Source organism: Pedobacter puniceum, from assembly GCF_009674685.1.
Classification (GTDB): domain Bacteria; phylum Bacteroidota; class Bacteroidia; order Sphingobacteriales; family Sphingobacteriaceae; genus Pseudopedobacter; species Pseudopedobacter puniceum.
In genome coordinates, this window is record NZ_WKJI01000005.1 from 93774 (window position 1) to 114038 (window position 20265).

A 20265-nucleotide genomic window follows, 5' to 3' on the forward strand; every position below is an offset into this window, starting at 1 on the left:
TAAATGAATAATATTAATAAAAGCCAACTATTTTGGGCAAGCTGTCTTGCGCTGTTGGTTACCTCTTTATCTTTTGGGATAAGAGCCGGTATCTTAGGAAAACTAGGAACAGATTTTCAATTAACCGCAACAGAATTAGGCACCATAACAGCTACAGCTTTTTGGGGCTTCCCCTTAGCAGTAGTAATAGGTGGTTTTATAGTTGATGCCATTGGCATGAAAAGATTATTGGTGATGGCCTTTATCTTTCATTTGCTAGGTATTGTCTTAACCATTTTTGCACAAGGATATTGGACACTTTTCATTTCTACTTTACTTATTGGTATTGCTAACGGAACAGTAGAAGCAGCTTGTAACCCATTAGTTGCAACCATTTATCCTGATAATAAAACTACCAAGCTAAACCATTTTCATTTATGGTTCCCAGGTGGTATATTTTTAGGAACACTTATCGTAATTTTATTTAACAGCCTAGGTTTAAGTTGGCAAATACAAGTAGCTGTCATGATAGTGCCAACCTTGGTATACGGTTACTTATTCTCTAAATTAGATTTTCCAGTAACAGAGCGTGTAGCTTCTGGTGTTTCTACAGCTACTATGTATAAATCGGTAACATCGCCTTTATTTATTTTCATGTTCATTTGCATGTTTGGCACAGCTATTACCGAGCTTTTTACAGGCCAATGGATAGATGTATTACTTAAAAACGTTACCGATAATGCTATCCTGATATTAACCCTTACCACAGGTGTAATGGTTATAGGAAGAGGCTTGGCAGAACCTATTGTTCACCGTTTTTCTCCGCAAGGGGTATTGTTAATTTCTGCTATTTTAGCTGCTTTAGGTTTATACTTATTAAGTACTTTAACAGGAAATGCTATTTATTTTGCAGCCTTTATTTTTGGCTTAGGCGTATGTTATTTCTGGCCTACCATGTTAGGCTTTGTGGCAGAGAATATACCAAAATCGGGTGCTTTAGGTTTAAACCTAATGGGCGGTGCCGGTATGTTTGCAGTTTCTGTTTATACCATTTTCATGGGAGGTTTTTATGATAGATTAATCCTAAAAAAACTCCCGGCAGGTGCTAATGAAGCCGACTATTTAAGTGCAGCACCAGGTACAGAAATGGCTAATTTGCTTAATGAGGCAAAAAATGCAGCCGGACCAGAAGTTTTACAAGCTACTTTAGTAATTCCTATAGTTTTAGTTGTAGCTTTTACAGGATTGGTTATTTACATGAAAAATAAGAAAAAAGAGGCTTTAACTCATTAATTCGCATCATAATGCCAAAGGAAACTAATAGAAGAACAGTTATTAAAAATATAATAGCAGGCACTGCTGCTTTAACCACAACACCTATGCTAAGTTTCGCTAATTCTTCTGATGAAAAGCAAAACATCACTTTAAAAGGAAACATCAACCATGCGGTATGTAAATGGACATACGGTTTTATGTCTTTAGAAGAACTTTGTGTTTTATCAAAAAAAATAGGAATTAAAGCTATTGATTTGGTTGGGCCTAAAGAGTGGGATATTCTGAAAAAGCATGGTATAGATTCTAGCATGTGTAACGGTGCAGAAATCAATTTGGTTGATGGCTTTGCAGAACCAAATTTTCATGAGAAACTTATCCAGAATTATACCGAGATGATTCCTATTGTTGCTAAAGCAGGGTATAAAAATCTAATTTGTTTTAGCGGAAACCGCAGAGGTATGGATGATGAAACCGGTTTAAATAATGCAGCTAAAGGTTTAAAAAAGCTAATTGCGCTTGCAGAAAAGCATAAAGTAACCTTGGTTATGGAACTTTTAAATAGTAAAATTAACCATAAAGATTATTTTGCAGATAAAACAGCTTGGGGTGTTGAACTTTGTAAAAGAGTAGGCTCAGAAAACTTCAAATTACTTTATGATATTTATCACATGCAGGTAGATGAAGGAGATGTTATCCATACTATAAGAGATAGCCACCCTTATATTGCACATTACCATACTGCAGGTGTACCAGGTAGAAATGAGATAGACGAAAATCAGGAGCTAAATTATCCGGCTATTATGAAAGCCATTGTAGCAACAGGTTTTAAAGGCTATGTTGCGCAAGAATTTATTCCTAAAAAAGAAGATAAAATAGCATCTTTATATCAAGCAGTTAAAATTTGTGACGTTTAATTATGAAAGCATCTAACAATAGAAGAGTATTTATCAGGCAAGTAGGTTTAGCTGCCGCATCGGTTTTGGTTTTGCCAAATCTTGGTTGTTTGGTAGATGATAAAAAGAGAATAGGTATACAACTTTATTCATTAAGAGACGAATTTCCTAAAGGTGTAGAAAATGTAATTGCCGAAGTGTCAAAAGCAGGTTACTCTTGGGTAGAAGTTTATGGCTATTCTGCTAAAGATGGTTTTTGGGGCTTAACAGCACCTCAGTTTAAGCAATTGTTAGACAAATACAGCTTAACAAGCCCTAGTGGGCATTATAATTTCCATGATTGGGAAAAAACTGGTGATGAATCTATCATAGATGATTATATCAAAGCTGCTAAAGTTTTAAAGCAAACTTATATAGTTGTTCCGGGTATTAATCCTCAAATATTTAATACTACAGAAAGCGTGAAAGCGTTTGCTAAAAAGCTTAATAAAGTCTCAGAAAAATTAGAAAAGGAAGGGTTAAAATTGGCTTACCATAATCACGATTTTGAGTTTAAACAACTTGGAGATAAAACAGCTTATCAGATATTAGTAGAAAATACGCATCCAAATATAGAGTTTGAATTAGATTTATACTGGGCTGTAAGAGCAAAACAAGATGTTTTAAAGCTTTTTAAAACTTATAAAGGTCGTTTTACTTTATGGCATGTAAAAGATATGGATAAAATAAACCCTAAAAAAAATACAGAAGTTGGTAGCGGTTCTATCAATTTTGAATCTTTTGTGAAAGAGGCAAAATTATCAGGCTTAAAGTATCCTTTTGTAGAGCAAGAAAATTTTGATATTAATCCTTTTGAAAGTATCAAAATTAGCGCTAAGCGTTTGCAAAATATCATATAAAAGCAGTTAGCTTTGTAAATTAAAATACCCTCATGCTACGTTTTTTTCTATTATCAATTTTATGTATTTGTATAACAGGAAAGAGCTTTGCAAGAGGGAATTTTGTTTTATACAATAGTATTCAACAAAAATTTGCCGATTCTATTTTCTATAAACAACCAGACAAGTATTTATTGGCAGATGGTATTGTGCTTTTAGATACTTATCAACTGGTAAAAAGCGTAACCGATGCTTTAAGTCTAAACATCAGCGTAAGCGCAATAAGCTATCACCAGCGCCAACATTATTTTAATGCTTTAACACAACAGCTTGATTTTTATGCCAAAGCAAACTTGCTTAATCATCAGGCAGGTTTATATAAAATGATGGCAGTTACAGAAACTTTATCTGGCGACTTAAACATTGCTTATCATCATTTTAGTAAGGCATTATTTCTTTACCAAGCACAGCTTAACCACGCTCAGGTTGCCCAAACATCAAGTTATTTATATCAACTATCTTTATTAAATGGAGATGAGAAAGCTGCTGCCGATTTTAATGATATGGCTATAGCCGGATATAAGATTATGGAACATGACCAAAAACTTATTAAAGCATTATTACAACAAAATGATTTGATGCTTAGAGCTGGTCATTTAAAACATGCAGAGCAACAAATCCTAACCAAAATTTTATTGATGGCTTATCGGATGAATAGTAAGCAAGCCGAAATGAACTGCTATCAGCAATTGGGGCGTGTTTATTGGCATCAGAATAAATTTACAGAAGCTAAGTGGTTTTTTGTACAAGCTAATATTTTAGCAAAAAAACTTAACCATAGCGTAGGTATCATCCGCTCTTTACTGATGTTGGCAAAAGTGAAAAATAAAATAAAAGATTATAGTTTGGCTTTGGCCGATTTAAAACTGGCAAATAACTTGTTAAATGCACATAACAGCTATTTTAAAGCTGATATTTTAAAAAATATGGCATTAACTTATCAAAAATTAGGAGATCAGCAGCAGTATAAACGTTACAAGGAAATATATAACAAAGAGCAAGATCACTACGTTTATTTTAATAAATCAATAAATTAAAACAAAGGCTTTTTTTAGATTAAAAAACAATTAGCCTAACTTAGCAGCCAGATTATATTATCTAAATTTTTTAAAATCACACATGTACATTCTTATTTTCTTTTTGGCACATTGGTTTCTTTCCCTTTTTGCCCAAACCTTCTACCTACACCGTTATGCTTCTCATAAAATGTTTACATTAAACAAGTTTTGGGAGAAAGCCTTTTATATTTTTACATGGTTTAGTCAAGGCGCTTCTTACTTAGTACCTAAAGCTTATGCCATTATGCACCGTATGCACCATGCTTTTTCAGACACAGAAAAAGACCCTCATTCGCCACATTTTTTTGAAGATGTTTTCCAGATGATGTGGAATACCAGAGGTATGTACAATGGCTTTGCAGAAGGAACCTTACAAGCTGATAAAGAATTTAAAGGAAATTATCCTGAATGGAAATTTATAGATAAAGTAGCTTCTTCTTATACCTCAAGAATATTGTTTGGCTTAGGATACATTGCTTTTTACGTGTTTTTTGCAACCTCTTGGTGGATGTATTTATTACTTCCCATTCATTTTATTATGGGCCCACTACATGGCGCTATTGTAAACTGGTGTGGCCATAAATATGGATATTCAAATTTTGATAATGATGATAAATCTAAAAACTCAACCCCTTTTGATTTCTTTATGTTAGGAGAGCTTTTTCAGAACAATCACCATAAGTTTCCAAACAGCCCAAACTTTGCAAAAAAGTGGTTCGAGTTTGACCCCGTATATCCTGTTTTAAAGGTTTTACATTGGGTAAGGATAATCAAATTAAGGAAAGCCTAAAAGACTTATAAATAAAGGTGTTGTGTTAATTTTACAACACCTTTTTATTTTATTATCATTAATTGCATTTTTTTATTGTAATTAATAAAAATAATACGCTCTTTTGCGTCAAATATCAGCCCTAAGTGGCTGATGGATAAAAGAAATGAAACAACAAAACTTACATACTTTTAAGAAATTAGCTGCTGTTAAAAAAGCATTTAATTTCTATATGTTGCTTTCTGATTTACACACATCTATTCGTTTACTACGACGAAGACCTCTGTTTGTCACCAGGGCTTAAACCTCTGCTGATAGTTTCAACATCTTTTTCTGTTTGTAAGTAAACAGGTCTCTAATTAAATTTTTGTTTATTCTGATTAAAATCCCTCATGAAGGATTTATCTTTTTCAAAAAATGCATATTAACGATTTTAACATACTGGTTGCCGGTTTGCAACATGTAGGTTATGCAGAAACTATTTGCAACGAGATGGAAGCCTCGGCAAAAGTACGTGGAACAGGTATAGCAAAGCGTTCTCCAGAATATGTTGCCAATAAAATGTTAGAGGGTAAGGCAGTTATTGCTTTGCACAAAGACGGTACATGGGCAGGTTTTTGTTATATAGAAACTTGGAGCCATGGCGAGTTTGTGGCTAACTCTGGTTTAATAGTTAACCCTATCTATCGTAAAGCTGGTTTAGCTAAAGCTATCAAGTTTAAGATATTTGATTTATCTAGAGAGAAATATCCAAACGCTAAAATATTTGGCTTAACAACAGGCTTAGCCGTGATGAAAATTAACTCTGATTTAGGTTATGAGCCGGTTACTTACTCGCAACTAACCCAAGATGAAAATTTCTGGAAAGGCTGCCAAAGCTGTGTAAACTACGATATTCTGATGAGTAAAAACAGGCAAAATTGTATGTGTACAGCCATGCTTTACGACCCAGAAGAGAAAAAAGCCGAAGAAGCCGAAAGATTAAAGAAGATAACACACAAAGCTACTTTACTAGAAAGAATAGAAGCAAAATTGCGCTCCTTAAAAATGGTAGTAGCCGGATTAATTTAAAGAATAAATCTGTATCGAAATATGAGATCGCAAATCTCAATACTCAATACTCAATACTAAAAAAGAAATGAAGAAAAAAGTAGTTTTAGCCTTTAGCGGAGGATTAGATACCTCATTTTGTTGCATATATCTTTCTAAAGATTTGGATTTAGAAGTACACTCGGTAATTGTAAATACAGGAGGTTTTTCTGCAGAAGAATTAAAGCAAATAGAAGAAAGAGCTTACAGTTTAGGGGTAGCTTCTCATCATGCTGTTGATGCAGTAAAAGGCTATTATGATTCTTGTTTAAAATATTTAGTGTTTGGTAATGTATTAAAAAATAATACTTACCCACTTTCTGTAAGTGCAGAGCGTGTTACCCAAGCTACTGCTATTGCAAACTATGCAAAAGAAATTAATGCTGATTTTGTTGCTCATGGTAGTACTGGTGCTGGTAATGACCAAGTGCGCTTTGATATGATTTTCAATATCTTGATTCCTAAAGTGGGTATCATTACGCCTATTAGAGATTTGAAATTGAGCCGAGAAGCTGAGATTGAATATCTACATAAACATGGCGTAGAAATTAATGCAGAGAAAGCTAAATACTCTATCAATAAAGGCATTTGGGGTACATCTGTAGGAGGTAAAGAAACCCTAACTTCTAATGGTATGCTACCAGAAGAGGCATGGCCAACACAAGTGACTAAAACAGAGGCAGAAAATGTTGAGCTTGAATTTGTAAAGGGGCAGTTGGTTGCTGTAAATGGTAAAAAATATAACCACCCAACAGAGGCAGTTCAAGTTTTACAAGAAATTGCGGCTCCGTTTGGTGTAGGTAGAGATATCCACGTAGGCGATACTATTATTGGGATAAAAGGAAGAGTTGGTTTTGAAGCCGCGGCACCTATGGTGATTATCAAAGCTCATCATGCTTTAGAAAAGCATACTTTAACCAAGTGGCAGTTAAGCTGGAAAGACCAGTTAGCCATGTTCTATGGAAATTGGATGCATGAAGGTCAGTTTCATGACCCAGTGATGAGAGATATTGAAGCTTTCTTAGAAAATACACAGAAAACAGTTAACGGAAAAGTATTTGTACAGCTGTTACCTTACAGATTCCAGATTATTGGTATCGAGTCTGAGAATGATTTGATGAGTAGTAAATTTGGTAGCTATGGCGAGATGAATGAAGGTTACACCGGAGACGATGTAAAAGGATTCTCCAAAATATTTGGTAACCAAGTAAGTATTTGGCATAAAGTAAACGAAGGGCTTTAAGATGAGTAATATTAAAGTAGGCATCATTGGCGGAGCAGGCTACACAGGTGGAGAGCTTTTAAGAATTTTGGTTAATCACCAAAAGGTTGATATTGCTTTTGTACACAGTAACAGCAATGCTGGTAATTTAATATCAGATGTGCATACTGATTTACTAGGCGATACCGATATAACTTTTACTGATCAATTATCACAAGATATTGATGTATTGTTTTTATGCGTTGGCCATGGTGATGCTAGAAAGTTTTTAGAAGCAAATAGTTTTAATGATAATATCAAAATTATTGACCTTTCTCAAGATTTTCGTTTAAAAGCTAAAAGCTTAAAGCCAAAAGCTAAAAGCGATTTAGAAAATCAGTCTTCAGCTTTAGGCCTTCAGCCTTCTGCATTTATTTACGGTTTACCAGAGCTTAACAAAGAAGCCATCAAAACAGCACAAAACATTGCTAATCCAGGTTGTTTTGCAACCTGTTTACAGCTAGCTTTATTGCCTTTGGCCAAAGCAGGATTGTTAAAATCTGAAGTACACATCACTGCAACAACAGGTTCTACAGGTGCAGGGCAAAAGCCAACAACAACTTCTCATTTTAGTTGGAGGAGTAATAACCTATCGGTTTATAAAGCTTTTGAGCATCAGCATTTAAATGAAATCGGCGAAAGCCTTTTGCAATTACAAGCTGATTTTGATAAAGAGATAAATTTTATACCCTACAGAGGCGCTTTTTCGCGAGGAATTATGGCCTCAAGCTATATAGTGTGTGATTTAAGTTTAGAAGAAGCAGAGAAATTATATCAAGATTTTTATGCAGATGCGCCTTTCACACATATCAGCAAAGAGAATATAGATTTAAAGCAAGTTGTGAATACCAATAAATGCTTAATTCATCTAGAAAAACACGGCAATAAACTGATGATATTATCTGTTATTGACAATTTGTTGAAAGGAGCTTCTGGCCAAGCGGTCCAGAATATGAATTTGATGTTTGGTTTGGATGAGAGGGAAGGATTGAGGTTGAAAGCAGTCTACTTTTAGCTTAAAGCTAAAGGCTTAATGCTTAAAGCACCTATATTGATGACAAAATATATTTTATGAGGGATTTTAAAAAATATGAAGTATGGCAGCTAGCACATGAAAATGTTTTGTTTACATATAAATTCATATTGCCTAAAATGCCAGCATCAGAAAAGTATGATTTGGCTAGTCAATTAAAGAGAGCTACTTATTCTATCCCTTTAAATATAGCTGAAGGAGCAGGTAGAAATACAGATAAAGATTTTGCGAATTTTTTAGATAATGCTCTGGGTTCTGCACAAGAAGTTGAATATATATTACTTCTTATTAAGGATCTTGAATATATAACTGTTGAGGATTATGACGCATCTAACAGTAAAATCAATATCATTAAGTCAAAATTAATTAATCTTATTAAATCGATTAGGAAGCCTTAAGCTTTATGCTTTTCGCTTTCAGCAAATAATTATGAAGTTATTCGACGTATACCCAATAAACAATATAGAAATCGTAAAAGGCCAAGGAAGCTTGGTTTGGGACGATAAAGGGCAGCAATATTTAGACCTTTATGGCGGGCATGCAGTAATCTCTATAGGTCATACGCATCCGCATTATGTAGAGCGCTTAACGCAACAGTTAGGTAAATTGGGTTTTTACTCAAACTCTATTAAAATTCCTTTACAGGAAGAATTGGCAGATAAACTTGGTAAGGTATCAGGCAGAGAAGATTATCAGCTTTTCTTGTGTAACTCTGGTGCCGAAGCTAATGAGAATGCTTTAAAATTGGCATCTTTTGCCAATGGAAGAAAAAAAGTTGTGGCTTTTACCAAAGCTTTCCATGGCAGAACATCTTTAGCAGTATCGGCAACAGATAATCCTAAAATTATAGCTCCGGTTAACCAAACAGAAAATGTTGTTTTCTTGCCTCATAATGATGTAGATGCACTAAAAACCTTATTTGCTGAACAAGGAAATGAAATTTGTGCTGTTATTATAGAAGGTATTCAAGGTGTTGGCGGTATACAGGTTGCCAGTGATGAATTTTTGCAAAGTATACGCTCATTATGTACACAATATGGAGCTTATTTCATTGCAGACTCTGTACAGTGTGGTTACGGTAGAAGTGGTAAATTTTATGCTTCAGATTTTGCTGGTGTAGATGCTGATATTTATACCATGGCAAAAGGCATGGGCAATGGTTTTCCTATTGGCGGTATCAGTATCAGTCCGGCGTTAAAACCTTGGCATGGTATGTTAGGTACTACTTTTGGTGGTAACCATTTGGCTTGTGCAGCAGCCTTAGCCGTTTTAGAAGTGATGGAGCAAGAGCATTTGATGGATAATGCAGCTAAAATAGGCGGCTATTTAATTCAAGAGCTTCAGAAACTAAACCATATTAAAGAAGTACGTGGCAAAGGTTTAATGATTGGTATTGATTTACCAGAAGAGCTTAACCAAGTGAAGAAAAACTTGTTATTTAACCATCATATTTTCACTGGCGAAGCTAAACCTAACGTGATTAGGTTATTGCCAGCATTAAATTTGACCAAAGAACACGCTGATAGATTTTTAGAAGCATTAAGTAAGGAGTTGAAAGCTTAGGTTTTCAACTCTTTTTGATAATGGTTATATTTGTGATATGACAGTTACTTATTTAGTAGACGAGAAAGGAAATAAAACAGCTGTACAACTAAGTATGGAGGATTATCTCTCATTATTAGAAAGTGCAAATCTTTTACCCGACCACGTTAAGGAAGGAATTAAAAGAGGTCAGGAGCAGGGTAAAGCCGGACTTACAAAATCTACAGAAGAAGTAATGAGAAAATATAACGTATGAAATTTGAAATACGTTGGTCTGATGAAAGCAAGATTTAAGATATGATAGCATACCAAAATTATATTTCTATAGAGCCTCATAAAAGGTTTGGAAAACCTTGTATCTCTGGAACAAGAATTTCTGTTTATGATATCTTAAGCTGGTTAGCTAATGGCATGACCATAGCGCAAATAACAGAAGATTTTCCTGAGTTATCTGATAACCAAATTAAAGCCTGTTTGGCTTATGCGGCTGATAGAGAACATAAAATACGAGTTGCATAGTGAAACTACTCTTTGACCAGAATATTTCATTTAGAATTTTAGCTAAAATACAAGAGTTTTATCCTGATGCTGGTCAAGTAAGGTCTTTGCAGCTTGAAAATTCCTCTGATAAAGAAATTTGGGATTTCGCAAAGAATAACGAATATACCATCGTAACTTTTGATGCAGATTTTTTTGAAATAGCCAATCTTAACGGGCATCCACCTAAAATTATCTGGTTAAGATTTGGAAACACAACCACTATAAATATTGCTAAAGTTCTTTGTGAAAAATATCAACTGATAAAAGATTTTATAGATAATCCTGATTATCAGGGATTAGCTTGCCTAGAAATAGATTAATAACCCTCAATAAAGATGAAACTATTCTCCTCCGTTAAAGACGTAACTGATGTTAACCAACTGGTTTCAGAAGCTATCCAATTAAAAGCAAATCCTTTTGCTGATGAGCATTTAGGAAAGCATAAAACGCTTGGTCTAATATTTTTAAATCCTAGCTTACGTACCCGTTTAAGCACCCAAAAGGCAGCTATGAATTTAGGTATGCAGGTAATGGTGATGAATATGGATAAAGAAGGCTGGGCTTTAGAAACACAAGATGGCATCATCATGAATGGTACTACGGTAGAACATATCAGAGAAGCTGCTGGCGTTATGGGAGAATATTGTGACATCATTGGGATACGTTCTTTTCCAGGTTTAAAAGATAGAGATGAAGATTATTCTGAGTTGATATTTAACAAGTTTGTACAGTTTTGCGGTGTTCCGGTTGTGAGTTTAGAATCGGCAACCAGACATCCTTTGCAAAGTTTGGCGGATTTAATTACCATTGAGGAGCTAAAAACAACAGCTAAACCAAGAGTGGTATTAACATGGGCGCCTCATGTTAAACCTTTACCACAAGCTGTTGCCAACTCTTTTGCAGAGTGGATGAATAAAGCAGATTACGATTTTGTTATTACCCACCCAGCAGGATACGATTTAGCGCCAGAATTTGTTGGAAATGCTGTCGTAACCAACAATCAAGATGAAGCTTTAGCTGGGGCTGATTTTGTTTATGTAAAAAATTGGTCTTCTTATCAGGATTATGGTAAAATACTTTCTGATGGAGAAGGTTGGATGATGACTAACGAGAAGTTAAAACTCACCAACAACGCTGGCGTAATGCATTGCTTACCTGTAAGAAGAGGTTTAGAGCTTTCTCACGAAATACTAGACGGACCAAATTCTTTAGTGCTTAATCAAGCAAATAATAGGGTTTGGGCAGCTCAGGCGGTAATTAAATCAATGTTAAAAGGTAGCTAATGAATCCATTATATATTATTAAAATAGGTGGTAATGTTATTGATAACCCTATACAACTTGTACAATTTTTAAAAGATTTTGCGGGCTTATCAGGAGCTAAAATCTTAATTCACGGTGGCGGCAAGATAGCCACACAAACGGCAGCAAAAATAGGTGTACAAACGCAGATGGTAAATGGCAGAAGAATTACTGATGCCGCTATGTTAGACGTAGTAACCATGGTGTATGGTGGTTTAGTGAATAAAAATATTGTTGCCCAGTTACAAGCCAACCAAGTTAACGCTATTGGGATGACAGGTGCTGATGCAAACGCTATAAAAGCCGTAAAACGCCCCGTTAAAGATGTTGATTTTGGCTTTGTAGGAGATTTATTGCCTGATGCTGTGAATGCCAATATCATCAAAACCTTGTTAGAAGCAGGTTTAGTGCCTGTTTTTAATGCGCTTACGCATGATGGAAATGGTCAATTATTTAACACCAATGCAGATACTATTGCTTCGGCTTTAGCGCTAGGCTTATCATCTTTATATGAAACAAAATTGATTTATTGTTTTGAGAAAAATGGCGTGATGCGAGATATCAATGACGATAATTCTGTTATTCAAGAAATAAATCCATCTTATTTTGAAGAGCTAAAAGCCGATGGAATTATTGCTGATGGGATGTTACCCAAGCTGCAAAATGCTTTTGATGCCATACAAAATGGGGTGAAAGAAGTTTATATCGGTCATGCTGCTAAATTAGCTGCTTTGCAAAAAGAAAGTATATTTGGAACAAGATTAACAAAATAAGCCCATGGACTTTAAAAAATCAAATCAAATAGCCATTCTTGGAAGTGGTAATATCGGTTTATCTCTGGCTAAAGGTTTAGCACAATCTGGTTTATATCCGGCATCTAGCATCACTTTAACCAGAAGAAATATTGAGGCTTTAGATGAGTATAAATTTCAAGGCTTTCAGGTTAGTGCAGATAACGTTTCAGCATCTGCCCAAGCTGATATTATTGTTTTAGCGGTTTTACCTCAACAATTAAATCAGGTATTAGATCAAATTGCTGGGCAAATAGATGTAAGTAAGCATTTAATCATTTCCGTAATATCTGGTGTTTCTTGCGAGGATATCAGAAACAGGTTGAAAAAGGATGTGCAAGTAGTAAGGGTAATGCCTAATACGGCTATCGCTATTAAGCAATCTATGACTTGTATTTCGGTAGGAAATGCATCTCAAGAGAATATAGAATTGGTGAAAAATATCTTTAATACGGTAGGTATTTGTGTGGTGATTAATGAAGAATTAATGACATCGGCTACAGCCTTATGTGCTTGTGGTGTCGCATTTTTCTTACGTTCTATAAGGGCAGCTTCACAAGGTGGTGTTGAGGTTGGTTTTCATGCTGGCGAAGCTTTAAAAATGGCAGCACAAACGGCTAAAGGAGCGGCAGATTTACTTTTACAGCTAGCATCGCATCCAGAGCATGAGATTGATAAGGTAACATCGCCGAAAGGCTGTACCATTGCCGGTTTAAATGAGATGGAGCATAACGGCTTTAGCTCGGCCATGATTAAAGGAATAAAATTATCAGCACAAAAAGCTGGCGAATTGTACGATAAAGATTAATTATTGATGGATATAGACATTTTGTTTCAAGATGCTTTAGCATTATTACAAAGGTTAATTGCTATACCATCGTTAAGTAAAGAAGAAGATAAAACAGCCGATGAAATAGCTGTTTTTTTACAGCAGCGAGGTGTTAACATCCATCGTAAAGGAAATAATATTTGGGCTTATAATCAGCATTTTGATGTAAAAAAGCCAACGATACTGCTTAACTCGCATCACGATACGGTAAAGCCTAATCAAGGTTATACCCGCGACCCATTCTTGCCAGAAATTATTGATGGAAAGCTTTACGGTTTAGGAAGTAATGATGCCGGAGGCGCTTTGGTATCTTTAATAGCTACTTTCTTATACTTTTATCCGAAAGAAAATTTAAAATATAATATCCTTATTGCAGCTACGGCCGAAGAAGAAATCTCTGGTAAAGAAGGTTTAGAGCGCATTGTGCCAGATTTAGGTAAACTAGAATTTGCCATTGTAGGTGAACCTACAGAAATGCATTTAGCAGTGGCCGAGAAGGGTTTGCTGGTACTGGATTGCGTGGCTAAAGGAAAATCTGGTCATGCTGCAAGAAATGAAGGAGAGAACGCTATTTACAATGCTTTAAAAGATATTGCTTGGTTTAGAGATTATCAGTTTACCAAAGTATCACCAACTTTAGGGCCTATCAAAACAACAGTAACCATTATCAATGCAGGTTCGCAACATAATGTGGTGCCAGACGAGTGTAAGTTTACAGTGGATGTTAGGGTAACAGATGCTTACACCAATGAGGAAGTTCTAAAAATTATTAGGCAATTTGTGGATTGTGAAGTGATACCACGTTCAACCCGGTTAAAGCCATCTTCTATTCCAATAAATCATCCTATTGTACAAGCAGGTATTGCTTTAGGTAGAAAAACTTATGGTTCGCCAACAACATCAGACCAAGCTCTATTAAATATTCCATCTTTAAAATGTGGTCCGGGAGATTCTGCCCGCTCCCATACCGCAGATGAATTTATTTATGTAGATGAAATTGAAGAAGGCATAAAGCTGTATGTGAAGATGATAAGTGAGATTATTTGAGAGGTAAGCATTAATTAGTAGATTAATTGTTTTTTAGTATTAAGAATTTTGAATAGCCCTATAACTATACCAGAAGAAATCATTCTTAACAAGATTTATTTGTTAAGAAATCAGAAAGTAATGTTAGACAGAGATCTTGCAGAACTTTTCGGTGTAGAAACAAAAGTGCTTAAACAATCTGTAAAAAGAAATATCGAGAGATTTCCAGAAGATTTTATGTTTGAGATGTCTCCGGAAGAATTTAAGAATTGGAGGTCACAATTTGTGACCTCCAATTCTGATAAAAAGGGATTAAGGTATTCTCCATTTTGTTTTACTGAACAAGGCGTAACCATGCTTTCTTGTGTTCTAAATAGTAAAAGAGCTATACATGTAAATATTCAAATAGTTAGAATTTTTACTAAACTTAGGCAGTTTATTGTTGACCATTCAGAAATAAAGTTAGAAATAAGCGAAATTAAAAAGCAGCTCAGTAATCATAGTAAAAATATTGAAGTTGTTTTCCAATATTTAGATGAATTATTGGAAAAGAAAGATCAACCAAAAGAAAGAGTTAGAATAGGTTTTCACTTTGGTAAAGACAATAAATAATATCAATTTGTATTGAATTTGATTGAATGATGATTTAAAAATCTCAATACTCAATACTCAATACTCAATACTCAATACTCCAAAAAATGAAATTGTGGCAAAAAAATACATCAACAAATAACCTGGTAGAAACTTTTACGGTTGGACAGGATAGAGAAATGGATCTTTATCTTGCTGCTTTTGATGTTTTAGGTTCTTTAGCACATACTCAAATGCTAGAAAGTATTGGCTTAATGACTAAAGAAGATTTAGAGAAAGTACAACGTGAGTTGAAAAATATTTACAGAGAAATTGCTGATGGAAATTTCACTATAGAAGATGGTGTAGAAGATGTACACTCGCAGGTAGAAATGCTTTTAACCCAGAGAGTGGGCGAGGCAGGAAAGAAAATCCATAGCGGACGCTCTAGAAACGATCAAGTTTTGGTTGATTTAAAGCTGTTTTTCCGTAGTCAAATTCAGGAAATGGTGCTTTCTACAAAAGAGCTGTTTGATTTATTAACCCAACTTGCCGAGCAACATCAAGATAAATTATTACCCGGTTATACACATCTTCAAATTGCCATGCCATCGTCTTTTGGTTTGTGGTTTGGAGCTTATGCGGAAAGCCTGATAGACGATTTAGAGTTGATGTTAGCAGCCTTTAAAATCAGTAATAAAAACCCTTTGGGTTCTGCTGCAGGTTATGGCTCATCTTTTCCTTTAAACCGTACTTTAACTACCCAATTATTGGGTTTTGATACACTAAATTACAACGTGGTTTATGCGCAAATGGGACGTGGTAAAAGTGAAAGAGTGCTTGCACAGGCTATGTCTTCCATCGCGGCAACGCTAAACCGTATGGCTATGGACGCTTGCTTATTCATGAACCAGAATTTTGGTTTTATCAGTTTCCCTGATGAATTAACAACAGGTTCTAGCATTATGCCTCATAAGAAAAACCCAGATGTTTGGGAGCTGATAAGAGGGCGTACAAACCAGTTACAAGCGTTGCCAAATCAAATCATGATGTTAACCACCAATTTGCCTTCAGGTTATCATAGAGATATGCAACTGCTTAAAGAAACGCTTTTCCCGGCATTTAATAACCTAATGAGTTGCTTAGATATGGCAAAACTGATGCTTAAAAACATCAAGATTAAGGATAATATCTTGGCAGATGATAAATATGCTTACTTATTTAGCGTTGAGGTAGTTAACAATTTGGTGTTGGCGGGCATGCCATTTAGAGAAGCTTATAAAAAAGTAGGTTTAGATATTGAAGCAGGAAATTTTGAAACGGATAGAACCGTTAATCATACCCACGAAGGAAGTATCGGAAACTTAAATTTACCAGAAGTTAAAGCCATGATGCAGAATTTAGAGGCACAATTTAAGTTTGATAAAATAGAAATGGCAATTGATAAATTAGTGAAGTAAAGGTGCGATAGAATCGCCAAACCACATGAAGCACTCGTTACAAACGAGCGCAAGAATAAAAACCGAGCGTAAGGAAAAATCAAAAATCGTCAATCGTAATTCCAAAATAACAATGAAAGTATCAGTATTAGCAGAAACCTTAATTGGGTCAGAGATTATAAAAATAGCAGGCGAAGTAAACCAAATGAAGGCCAAAGGAGCACAAATAGCTAATTTGACTATTGGTGATTTTGATGCTCAATTATATCCTATTCCTGCTGAGCTACAAAGTAATATTGTTGACGCTTACGCTGATTTTCAGACGAATTACCCACCTGCAGATGGTGTTTTAACTTTAAGAGAAAGCGTTGCTGATTTCTTGAAAAACAGAATGGGTTTAGATTACGCGGCAAAAAATGAAATTCTGATTTCTGGAGGCTCTCGTCCGCTTATTTATGCCACTTATTTAGCTTTGATTGATGCCGGAGATAAAGTAGTTTTCCCAGCTCCATCATGGAATAATAACCATTACGTTCATTTACTAGGTGCTCATGGAATTAGTGTAGCTACGCAGCCTGAGAATAATTTTATGCCTACTGCTGCCGAGTTGAAACCACATTTAAAAGGTGCTAGTTTATTGGCTTTATGTTCTCCGTTAAACCCAACGGGTACCATGTTTTCTGAACAAGGGCTCAGAGAGATTTGCGAATTGGTTATTGCAGAAAATAAAAGTAGAGCTGCAGGAGAAAAACCATTATACATCCTTTACGATCAAATATATTCTCAATTAACTTTTGGCGAACACCAACATATAGACCCGGTAACTTTATTTCCAGAATTAAGAGATTATACCGTTTTTATTGATGGTAGCTCAAAATGTTTTGCAGCAACGGGTGTGAGGGTAGGCTGGGGCTTTGGTCCGGCAGAAATTATTGATAAAATGAAAGCTATTGTAGGCCACATGGGTGCTTGGGCACCAAAGGCAGAGCAAGTAGCTATGGCCAAATATTTAAAAGATACTTTAGCTGTTGATACTTATTTAGGAGATTTTAAAACCCGCATACAAAATAGTTTAGATACACTTTATAAAGGTATTAACGCCTTAAAAAATGAAGGTTTTGCAGTAGATGCTATTGAACCTATGGGTGCTATCTACCTTACCTTAAAAATTGATTATTTAGGCAAAAGTACCCCAGAAGGAGAGGTCTTAAAATCATCCATAGATTTAAATTTTTACTTGATAAAAGAAGCTAATATTGCTTTGGTGCCTTTTTCTGCTTTCGGTACCGATGATATGTGTTGGTATAGAGCATCTGTAGGCGCTTGTTCTGCCGATGAAATTGCAGCTAAAATTCCACAGTTGAAAGAAGCATTGGCTAAGTTGAAATAAGCCGTGTTCTAGCTCAATAATTTGGTTTTATATTTATCAATGATGGTATTCATTTCTGGAGCTAGTTTAAGCAGATAAATGCTACTTACATATAGTAAGGTGATGATACCCGAGCGTAAGATAATATCCCAAACAAAAAAAGATTGTTTTGGTAAATAACCAATGATGAAGAGGGTAAACAAGCCTATCATCAGTATAAAAAGGTTATTTAAGCCCATAGGCTGCATCTTAAACTTCATAACCAAGAAAAGGTATCTAAAGAAATTAAATAATAGCGTAGCCAAAGCTGTTGCCATAGCAGAGCCGGTTATCCCCCAAATAGGGATAAAAATATAATTGGTAGCTATCGTGATGAATATAAGTGCTAAAAAGAAATAAGTATCGTACTTATAATATTTAGAAGTGGCAATGATAACACCGTTAAAGCCGGTTGCCATTTCTATTAAGCCAGAAAGGCTGATGAATAAAATCACATATTTACCAGCCTCGTATTCTTTAGGAATCATTTCAAATACATTATCAATATTGGCCCAAATGCCAATAAATATGAGCATGGCAATTAAAAGCTGATTGATACAACTTTTCTTGTATACAGATTTTATCCCTTCTATATCATTAACTTTCCATTTCTCTGCTATGATGATGCCACCAATTCTGTACATGATACGTGAAGGCATTAATACCACAGTACCAAAAAATGCGGTGATACTGTATATCCCTGTTAAGGAAGTATTAATCATCTCATTAATCATGATTTTATCAATGTATTGGATAATCATGGTGGTGAAACCCGTAAGCACAGCAAATAAACTCACGCTACTTAGCATCTTAACCATTTCTGAATTTAAAAATGCAAAATCAGGTTTGAGGTTAAAAGCTTTTTTTCTGTATAGTTTGATAAATATCCATACAGTTGGGATGAGATTGGCCAATACCCAAATCCATAGAAATAATGGAAAAGGTAAGGTAAAATAAAGCATCAAACTCATGGCTATGGCTACCGTAAGTTTTTGTACAAATTCTTTAAGTGTTGAGCCTGTAACTGCATCTAACAAAGCTGTTCTGTTAAAAGTATCTAAGGCATTAAATAAAACGGTACCCAAAGTAAGTACCAGTATAACAGGTGTATAATCTTGAAACAGCGTAGTGAAATTACTTTCCACAGGTAATATAGATTTACCTAAGTAAAAAAGTAGCATGAAAAGTAAAAGCCCCAAAAAAGGTATTGCTAGTAATAAAAACATAAAACCGTTATGGTTTCTTGTTTCATCTCTAAAATAGGGAAAGCATCTGATACTGGCGTTGAAAAAGCCTAGAGAACCCAGTTGAGCTAAAATCATGGTGAAAGACAGAATTAAATCTAATATCCCGTTTTCTTCTGGCCCCAATCCGTGAGAACGTAAAACAGTAACACTAAAAAAGCCAATGATGATTCCTAAATAAGAATAAATGCTTCCTTTTATGGTTTGTGAGCCAATGGTACCTGTTTTACTCATGTAATTATAAATTCTCCCAAGTTAAAGGAGTACCTGCTTTAATAGCTTCTTTTACTTTTTTTCCTATAATGGCATCCCAAAATTTAGGTGCTAAACCGTAACCTGGTCTAATAATTTTTAAATTATCAGCACTAAATATGTCTCCAGGTTTTACATCTTTAGAAACATAAATAGAACGTTTAAATAATAAGCTTTTTTCTTCTGCTTTTTGCACACCATATTGGATGTTTCCTAAAGCTAAAAATGCCCTTTCTGTTTCTACAACCAAGGCTTTTAATTCTTCTGGTTCTAAAGAGAAAGCGCTATCAACTCCTCCATCTGCTCTTCTTAAAGTAAAATGCTTTTCTATTACCCTAGCACCTAAAGCCACAGCAGCTACAGAAGCACCAATACCCATGGTATGGTCTGATAAACCTACTACCGTATGATGTAAATTTGCTAAATGAGGAATGGTAAATAAATTGGTGTTCTCTGGCGTTGCCGGATAAGTACTTGTACACTTTAGTAAAATGATATTTTGGCAGCCATTTTCTTTTAAAACACGTACGCTTTCATCAATATCTGCAATAGATGCTACACCAGTTGATACAATTACGGGTTTACCAGTTTGTGCCACTTTTTTTAAAAGTGGATGATGTGTATTCTCAAAAGAAGCAATTTTATAAGCCGGAACGTTTAATCCTTCCAGAAAATCAACCGCAGTTTCATCAAAAGGAGAGCTAAAAGCTTCCATACCTAGAGCTTTAGCTCGGTTAAATATAGCTTCATGCCACTCCCAAGGCGTATAAGCCATCTTATAAAGGTCATGAAGTTCTTTTCCATCCCATAAAGAATTTTTATCCTGAATGGTATAAGCACCCTTCATGGTAATGGTATCAGCAGTATAGGTCTGCAATTTTAAAGCATGTGCACCAGCTTCAGCTGCAGCATCAACCAAAGCCAAAGCTCTTTCTAAAGACTGGTTATGGTTGCCACTCATCTCGGCTATGATAAAAGGCTTATGATTTGGGCCTATCGTAAATTTTCCTATCTGTATATCTCTCATA

The 20265-nt window shown here is 35.2% G+C and carries 22 protein-coding genes; 20 read left to right on the top strand and 2 right to left on the bottom strand.

Annotated features, from left to right (window positions below):
• Positions 1-3 precede the first annotated feature (3 nt).
• The 20 genes from GJJ64_RS15455 to GJJ64_RS15550 all read left to right on the top strand — a co-directional run bounded on the left by GJJ64_RS15455 (position 4) and on the right by GJJ64_RS15550 (position 17723).
• Positions 4-1272 (top strand): MFS transporter, encoded by a 1269-nt coding sequence (locus GJJ64_RS15455; protein ID WP_154288659.1) that lies wholly within the window; start codon positions 4-6, stop codon positions 1270-1272.
• Positions 1273-1283: 11 nt separating this feature from the next.
• Positions 1284-2168 carry a hydroxypyruvate isomerase family protein gene (locus GJJ64_RS15460; RefSeq protein WP_154288660.1) on the top strand — a complete coding sequence of 295 codons (885 nt, stop codon included), beginning with the start codon at positions 1284-1286 and terminating at the stop codon, positions 2166-2168.
• 2 nt (positions 2169-2170) lie between these two features.
• Positions 2171-3046, top strand: a complete 876-nt coding sequence (locus GJJ64_RS15465) for a sugar phosphate isomerase/epimerase family protein (RefSeq protein ID WP_154288661.1) — start codon at positions 2171-2173, stop codon at positions 3044-3046.
• A 32-nt stretch (positions 3047-3078) separates the two neighbouring features.
• The gene (locus tag GJJ64_RS15470; protein ID WP_154288662.1) at positions 3079-4122 is read left to right on the top strand and encodes a tetratricopeptide repeat protein; all 1044 of its coding nucleotides are present in this window, start codon (positions 3079-3081) and stop codon (positions 4120-4122) included.
• Between the two features lie 82 nt (positions 4123-4204).
• Positions 4205-4933, top strand: coding sequence for an acyl-CoA desaturase (locus GJJ64_RS15475; protein ID WP_154288663.1), 729 nt, complete (start codon positions 4205-4207; stop codon positions 4931-4933).
• A gap of 396 nt (positions 4934-5329) precedes the next feature.
• On the top strand, positions 5330-5983 hold the full coding sequence (locus tag GJJ64_RS15480) for a GNAT family N-acetyltransferase (protein WP_154288664.1): 654 nt from the start codon (positions 5330-5332) through the stop codon (positions 5981-5983).
• 67 nt (positions 5984-6050) lie between these two features.
• Entirely contained in the window at positions 6051-7244 is a 1194-nt protein-coding gene (argG, locus tag GJJ64_RS15485) for an argininosuccinate synthase (RefSeq protein WP_154288665.1), read from the top strand.
• Position 7245: 1 nt separating this feature from the next.
• Positions 7246-8277, top strand: coding sequence for an N-acetyl-gamma-glutamyl-phosphate reductase (gene argC / locus GJJ64_RS15490; protein WP_154288666.1), 1032 nt, complete (start codon positions 7246-7248; stop codon positions 8275-8277).
• Positions 8278-8333: 56 nt separating this feature from the next.
• A complete protein-coding gene (locus tag GJJ64_RS15495) occupies positions 8334-8693 on the top strand; it encodes a four helix bundle protein (RefSeq protein WP_154288667.1) in 360 nt (119 codons plus the stop codon).
• Positions 8694-8724: 31 nt separating this feature from the next.
• The gene (locus GJJ64_RS15500) at positions 8725-9858 is read left to right on the top strand and encodes an aspartate aminotransferase family protein (RefSeq protein ID WP_154288668.1); all 1134 of its coding nucleotides are present in this window, start codon (positions 8725-8727) and stop codon (positions 9856-9858) included.
• Positions 9859-9895: 37 nt separating this feature from the next.
• Complete coding sequence (locus GJJ64_RS15505; protein WP_026905351.1) at positions 9896-10093, top strand: hypothetical protein; 198 nt, start codon at positions 9896-9898, stop codon at positions 10091-10093.
• 41 nt (positions 10094-10134) lie between these two features.
• Entirely contained in the window at positions 10135-10356 is a 222-nt protein-coding gene (locus GJJ64_RS15510; RefSeq protein WP_154288669.1) for a DUF433 domain-containing protein, read from the top strand.
• Entirely contained in the window at positions 10356-10697 is a 342-nt protein-coding gene (locus GJJ64_RS15515; RefSeq protein ID WP_317162945.1) for a DUF5615 family PIN-like protein, read from the top strand. Before GJJ64_RS15510 ends, GJJ64_RS15515 begins: the two co-directional genes overlap by 1 nt.
• A gap of 15 nt (positions 10698-10712) precedes the next feature.
• Positions 10713-11660 (top strand): Rossmann-fold NAD(P)-binding domain-containing protein, encoded by a 948-nt coding sequence (locus GJJ64_RS15520; protein WP_154288670.1) that lies wholly within the window; start codon positions 10713-10715, stop codon positions 11658-11660.
• The gene (gene argB / locus GJJ64_RS15525; RefSeq protein WP_154288671.1) at positions 11660-12451 is read left to right on the top strand and encodes an acetylglutamate kinase; all 792 of its coding nucleotides are present in this window, start codon (positions 11660-11662) and stop codon (positions 12449-12451) included. Before GJJ64_RS15520 ends, argB begins: the two co-directional genes overlap by 1 nt.
• 4 nt (positions 12452-12455) lie before the next feature.
• Entirely contained in the window at positions 12456-13277 is an 822-nt protein-coding gene (proC, locus tag GJJ64_RS15530) for a pyrroline-5-carboxylate reductase (RefSeq protein WP_154288672.1), read from the top strand.
• A gap of 6 nt (positions 13278-13283) precedes the next feature.
• Positions 13284-14345 carry a M20 family metallo-hydrolase gene (locus GJJ64_RS15535; protein WP_154288673.1) on the top strand — a complete coding sequence of 354 codons (1062 nt, stop codon included), beginning with the start codon at positions 13284-13286 and terminating at the stop codon, positions 14343-14345.
• 120 nt (positions 14346-14465) lie between these two features.
• Entirely contained in the window at positions 14466-14936 is a 471-nt protein-coding gene (locus GJJ64_RS15540; protein WP_229655563.1) for an ORF6N domain-containing protein, read from the top strand.
• 86 nt (positions 14937-15022) lie between these two features.
• On the top strand, positions 15023-16354 hold the full coding sequence (argH, locus tag GJJ64_RS15545; RefSeq protein WP_154288675.1) for an argininosuccinate lyase: 1332 nt from the start codon (positions 15023-15025) through the stop codon (positions 16352-16354).
• A 112-nt stretch (positions 16355-16466) separates the two neighbouring features.
• A complete protein-coding gene (locus GJJ64_RS15550; RefSeq protein ID WP_154288676.1) occupies positions 16467-17723 on the top strand; it encodes a pyridoxal phosphate-dependent aminotransferase in 1257 nt (418 codons plus the stop codon).
• 8 nt (positions 17724-17731) lie between these two features.
• On the opposite strand, the gene GJJ64_RS15555 is transcribed toward GJJ64_RS15550, so the two are convergent.
• Together GJJ64_RS15555 and pseI are read right to left on the bottom strand one after the other, a co-directional pair.
• Positions 17732-19219 carry a lipopolysaccharide biosynthesis protein gene (locus GJJ64_RS15555; RefSeq protein ID WP_154288677.1) on the bottom strand — a complete coding sequence of 496 codons (1488 nt, stop codon included), beginning with the start codon at positions 19217-19219 and terminating at the stop codon, positions 17732-17734.
• A gap of 4 nt (positions 19220-19223) precedes the next feature.
• Complete coding sequence (pseI, locus tag GJJ64_RS15560; RefSeq protein ID WP_154288678.1) at positions 19224-20264, bottom strand: pseudaminic acid synthase; 1041 nt, start codon at positions 20262-20264, stop codon at positions 19224-19226.
• Between the last annotated feature and the right edge of the window lies 1 nt (position 20265).

Bases quoted from the DNA above. Each gene is read 5' to 3' on its own strand.
- GJJ64_RS15510 (WP_154288669.1), top strand. From the start codon at position 10,135: ATGATAGCATACCAAAATTATATTTCTATAGAGCCTCATAAAAGGTTT.
- argB (WP_154288671.1), top strand. From the start codon at position 11,660: ATGAATCCATTATATATTATTAAAATAGGTGGTAATGTTATTGATAAC.
- GJJ64_RS15505 (WP_026905351.1), top strand. From the start codon at position 9,896: ATGACAGTTACTTATTTAGTAGACGAGAAAGGAAATAAAACAGCTGTA.
- GJJ64_RS15495 (WP_154288667.1), top strand. From the start codon at position 8,334: ATGAGGGATTTTAAAAAATATGAAGTATGGCAGCTAGCACATGAAAAT.
- GJJ64_RS15500 (WP_154288668.1), top strand. From the start codon at position 8,725: ATGAAGTTATTCGACGTATACCCAATAAACAATATAGAAATCGTAAAA.
- GJJ64_RS15520 (WP_154288670.1), top strand. From the start codon at position 10,713: ATGAAACTATTCTCCTCCGTTAAAGACGTAACTGATGTTAACCAACTG.
- proC (WP_154288672.1), top strand. From the start codon at position 12,456: ATGGACTTTAAAAAATCAAATCAAATAGCCATTCTTGGAAGTGGTAAT.
- GJJ64_RS15555 (WP_154288677.1), bottom strand. From the start codon at position 19,219: ATGAGTAAAACAGGTACCATTGGCTCACAAACCATAAAAGGAAGCATT.
- GJJ64_RS15460 (WP_154288660.1), top strand. From the start codon at position 1,284: ATGCCAAAGGAAACTAATAGAAGAACAGTTATTAAAAATATAATAGCA.
- argC (WP_154288666.1), top strand. From the start codon at position 7,246: ATGAGTAATATTAAAGTAGGCATCATTGGCGGAGCAGGCTACACAGGT.
- GJJ64_RS15475 (WP_154288663.1), top strand. From the start codon at position 4,205: ATGTACATTCTTATTTTCTTTTTGGCACATTGGTTTCTTTCCCTTTTT.
- GJJ64_RS15455 (WP_154288659.1), top strand. From the start codon at position 4: ATGAATAATATTAATAAAAGCCAACTATTTTGGGCAAGCTGTCTTGCG.
- GJJ64_RS15550 (WP_154288676.1), top strand. From the start codon at position 16,467: ATGAAAGTATCAGTATTAGCAGAAACCTTAATTGGGTCAGAGATTATA.
- argH (WP_154288675.1), top strand. From the start codon at position 15,023: ATGAAATTGTGGCAAAAAAATACATCAACAAATAACCTGGTAGAAACT.
- GJJ64_RS15480 (WP_154288664.1), top strand. From the start codon at position 5,330: ATGCATATTAACGATTTTAACATACTGGTTGCCGGTTTGCAACATGTA.
- pseI (WP_154288678.1), bottom strand. From the start codon at position 20,264: ATGAGAGATATACAGATAGGAAAATTTACGATAGGCCCAAATCATAAG.
- GJJ64_RS15465 (WP_154288661.1), top strand. From the start codon at position 2,171: ATGAAAGCATCTAACAATAGAAGAGTATTTATCAGGCAAGTAGGTTTA.
- GJJ64_RS15540 (WP_229655563.1), top strand. From the start codon at position 14,466: ATGTTAGACAGAGATCTTGCAGAACTTTTCGGTGTAGAAACAAAAGTG.
- GJJ64_RS15535 (WP_154288673.1), top strand. From the start codon at position 13,284: ATGGATATAGACATTTTGTTTCAAGATGCTTTAGCATTATTACAAAGG.
- GJJ64_RS15470 (WP_154288662.1), top strand. From the start codon at position 3,079: ATGCTACGTTTTTTTCTATTATCAATTTTATGTATTTGTATAACAGGA.
- argG (WP_154288665.1), top strand. From the start codon at position 6,051: ATGAAGAAAAAAGTAGTTTTAGCCTTTAGCGGAGGATTAGATACCTCA.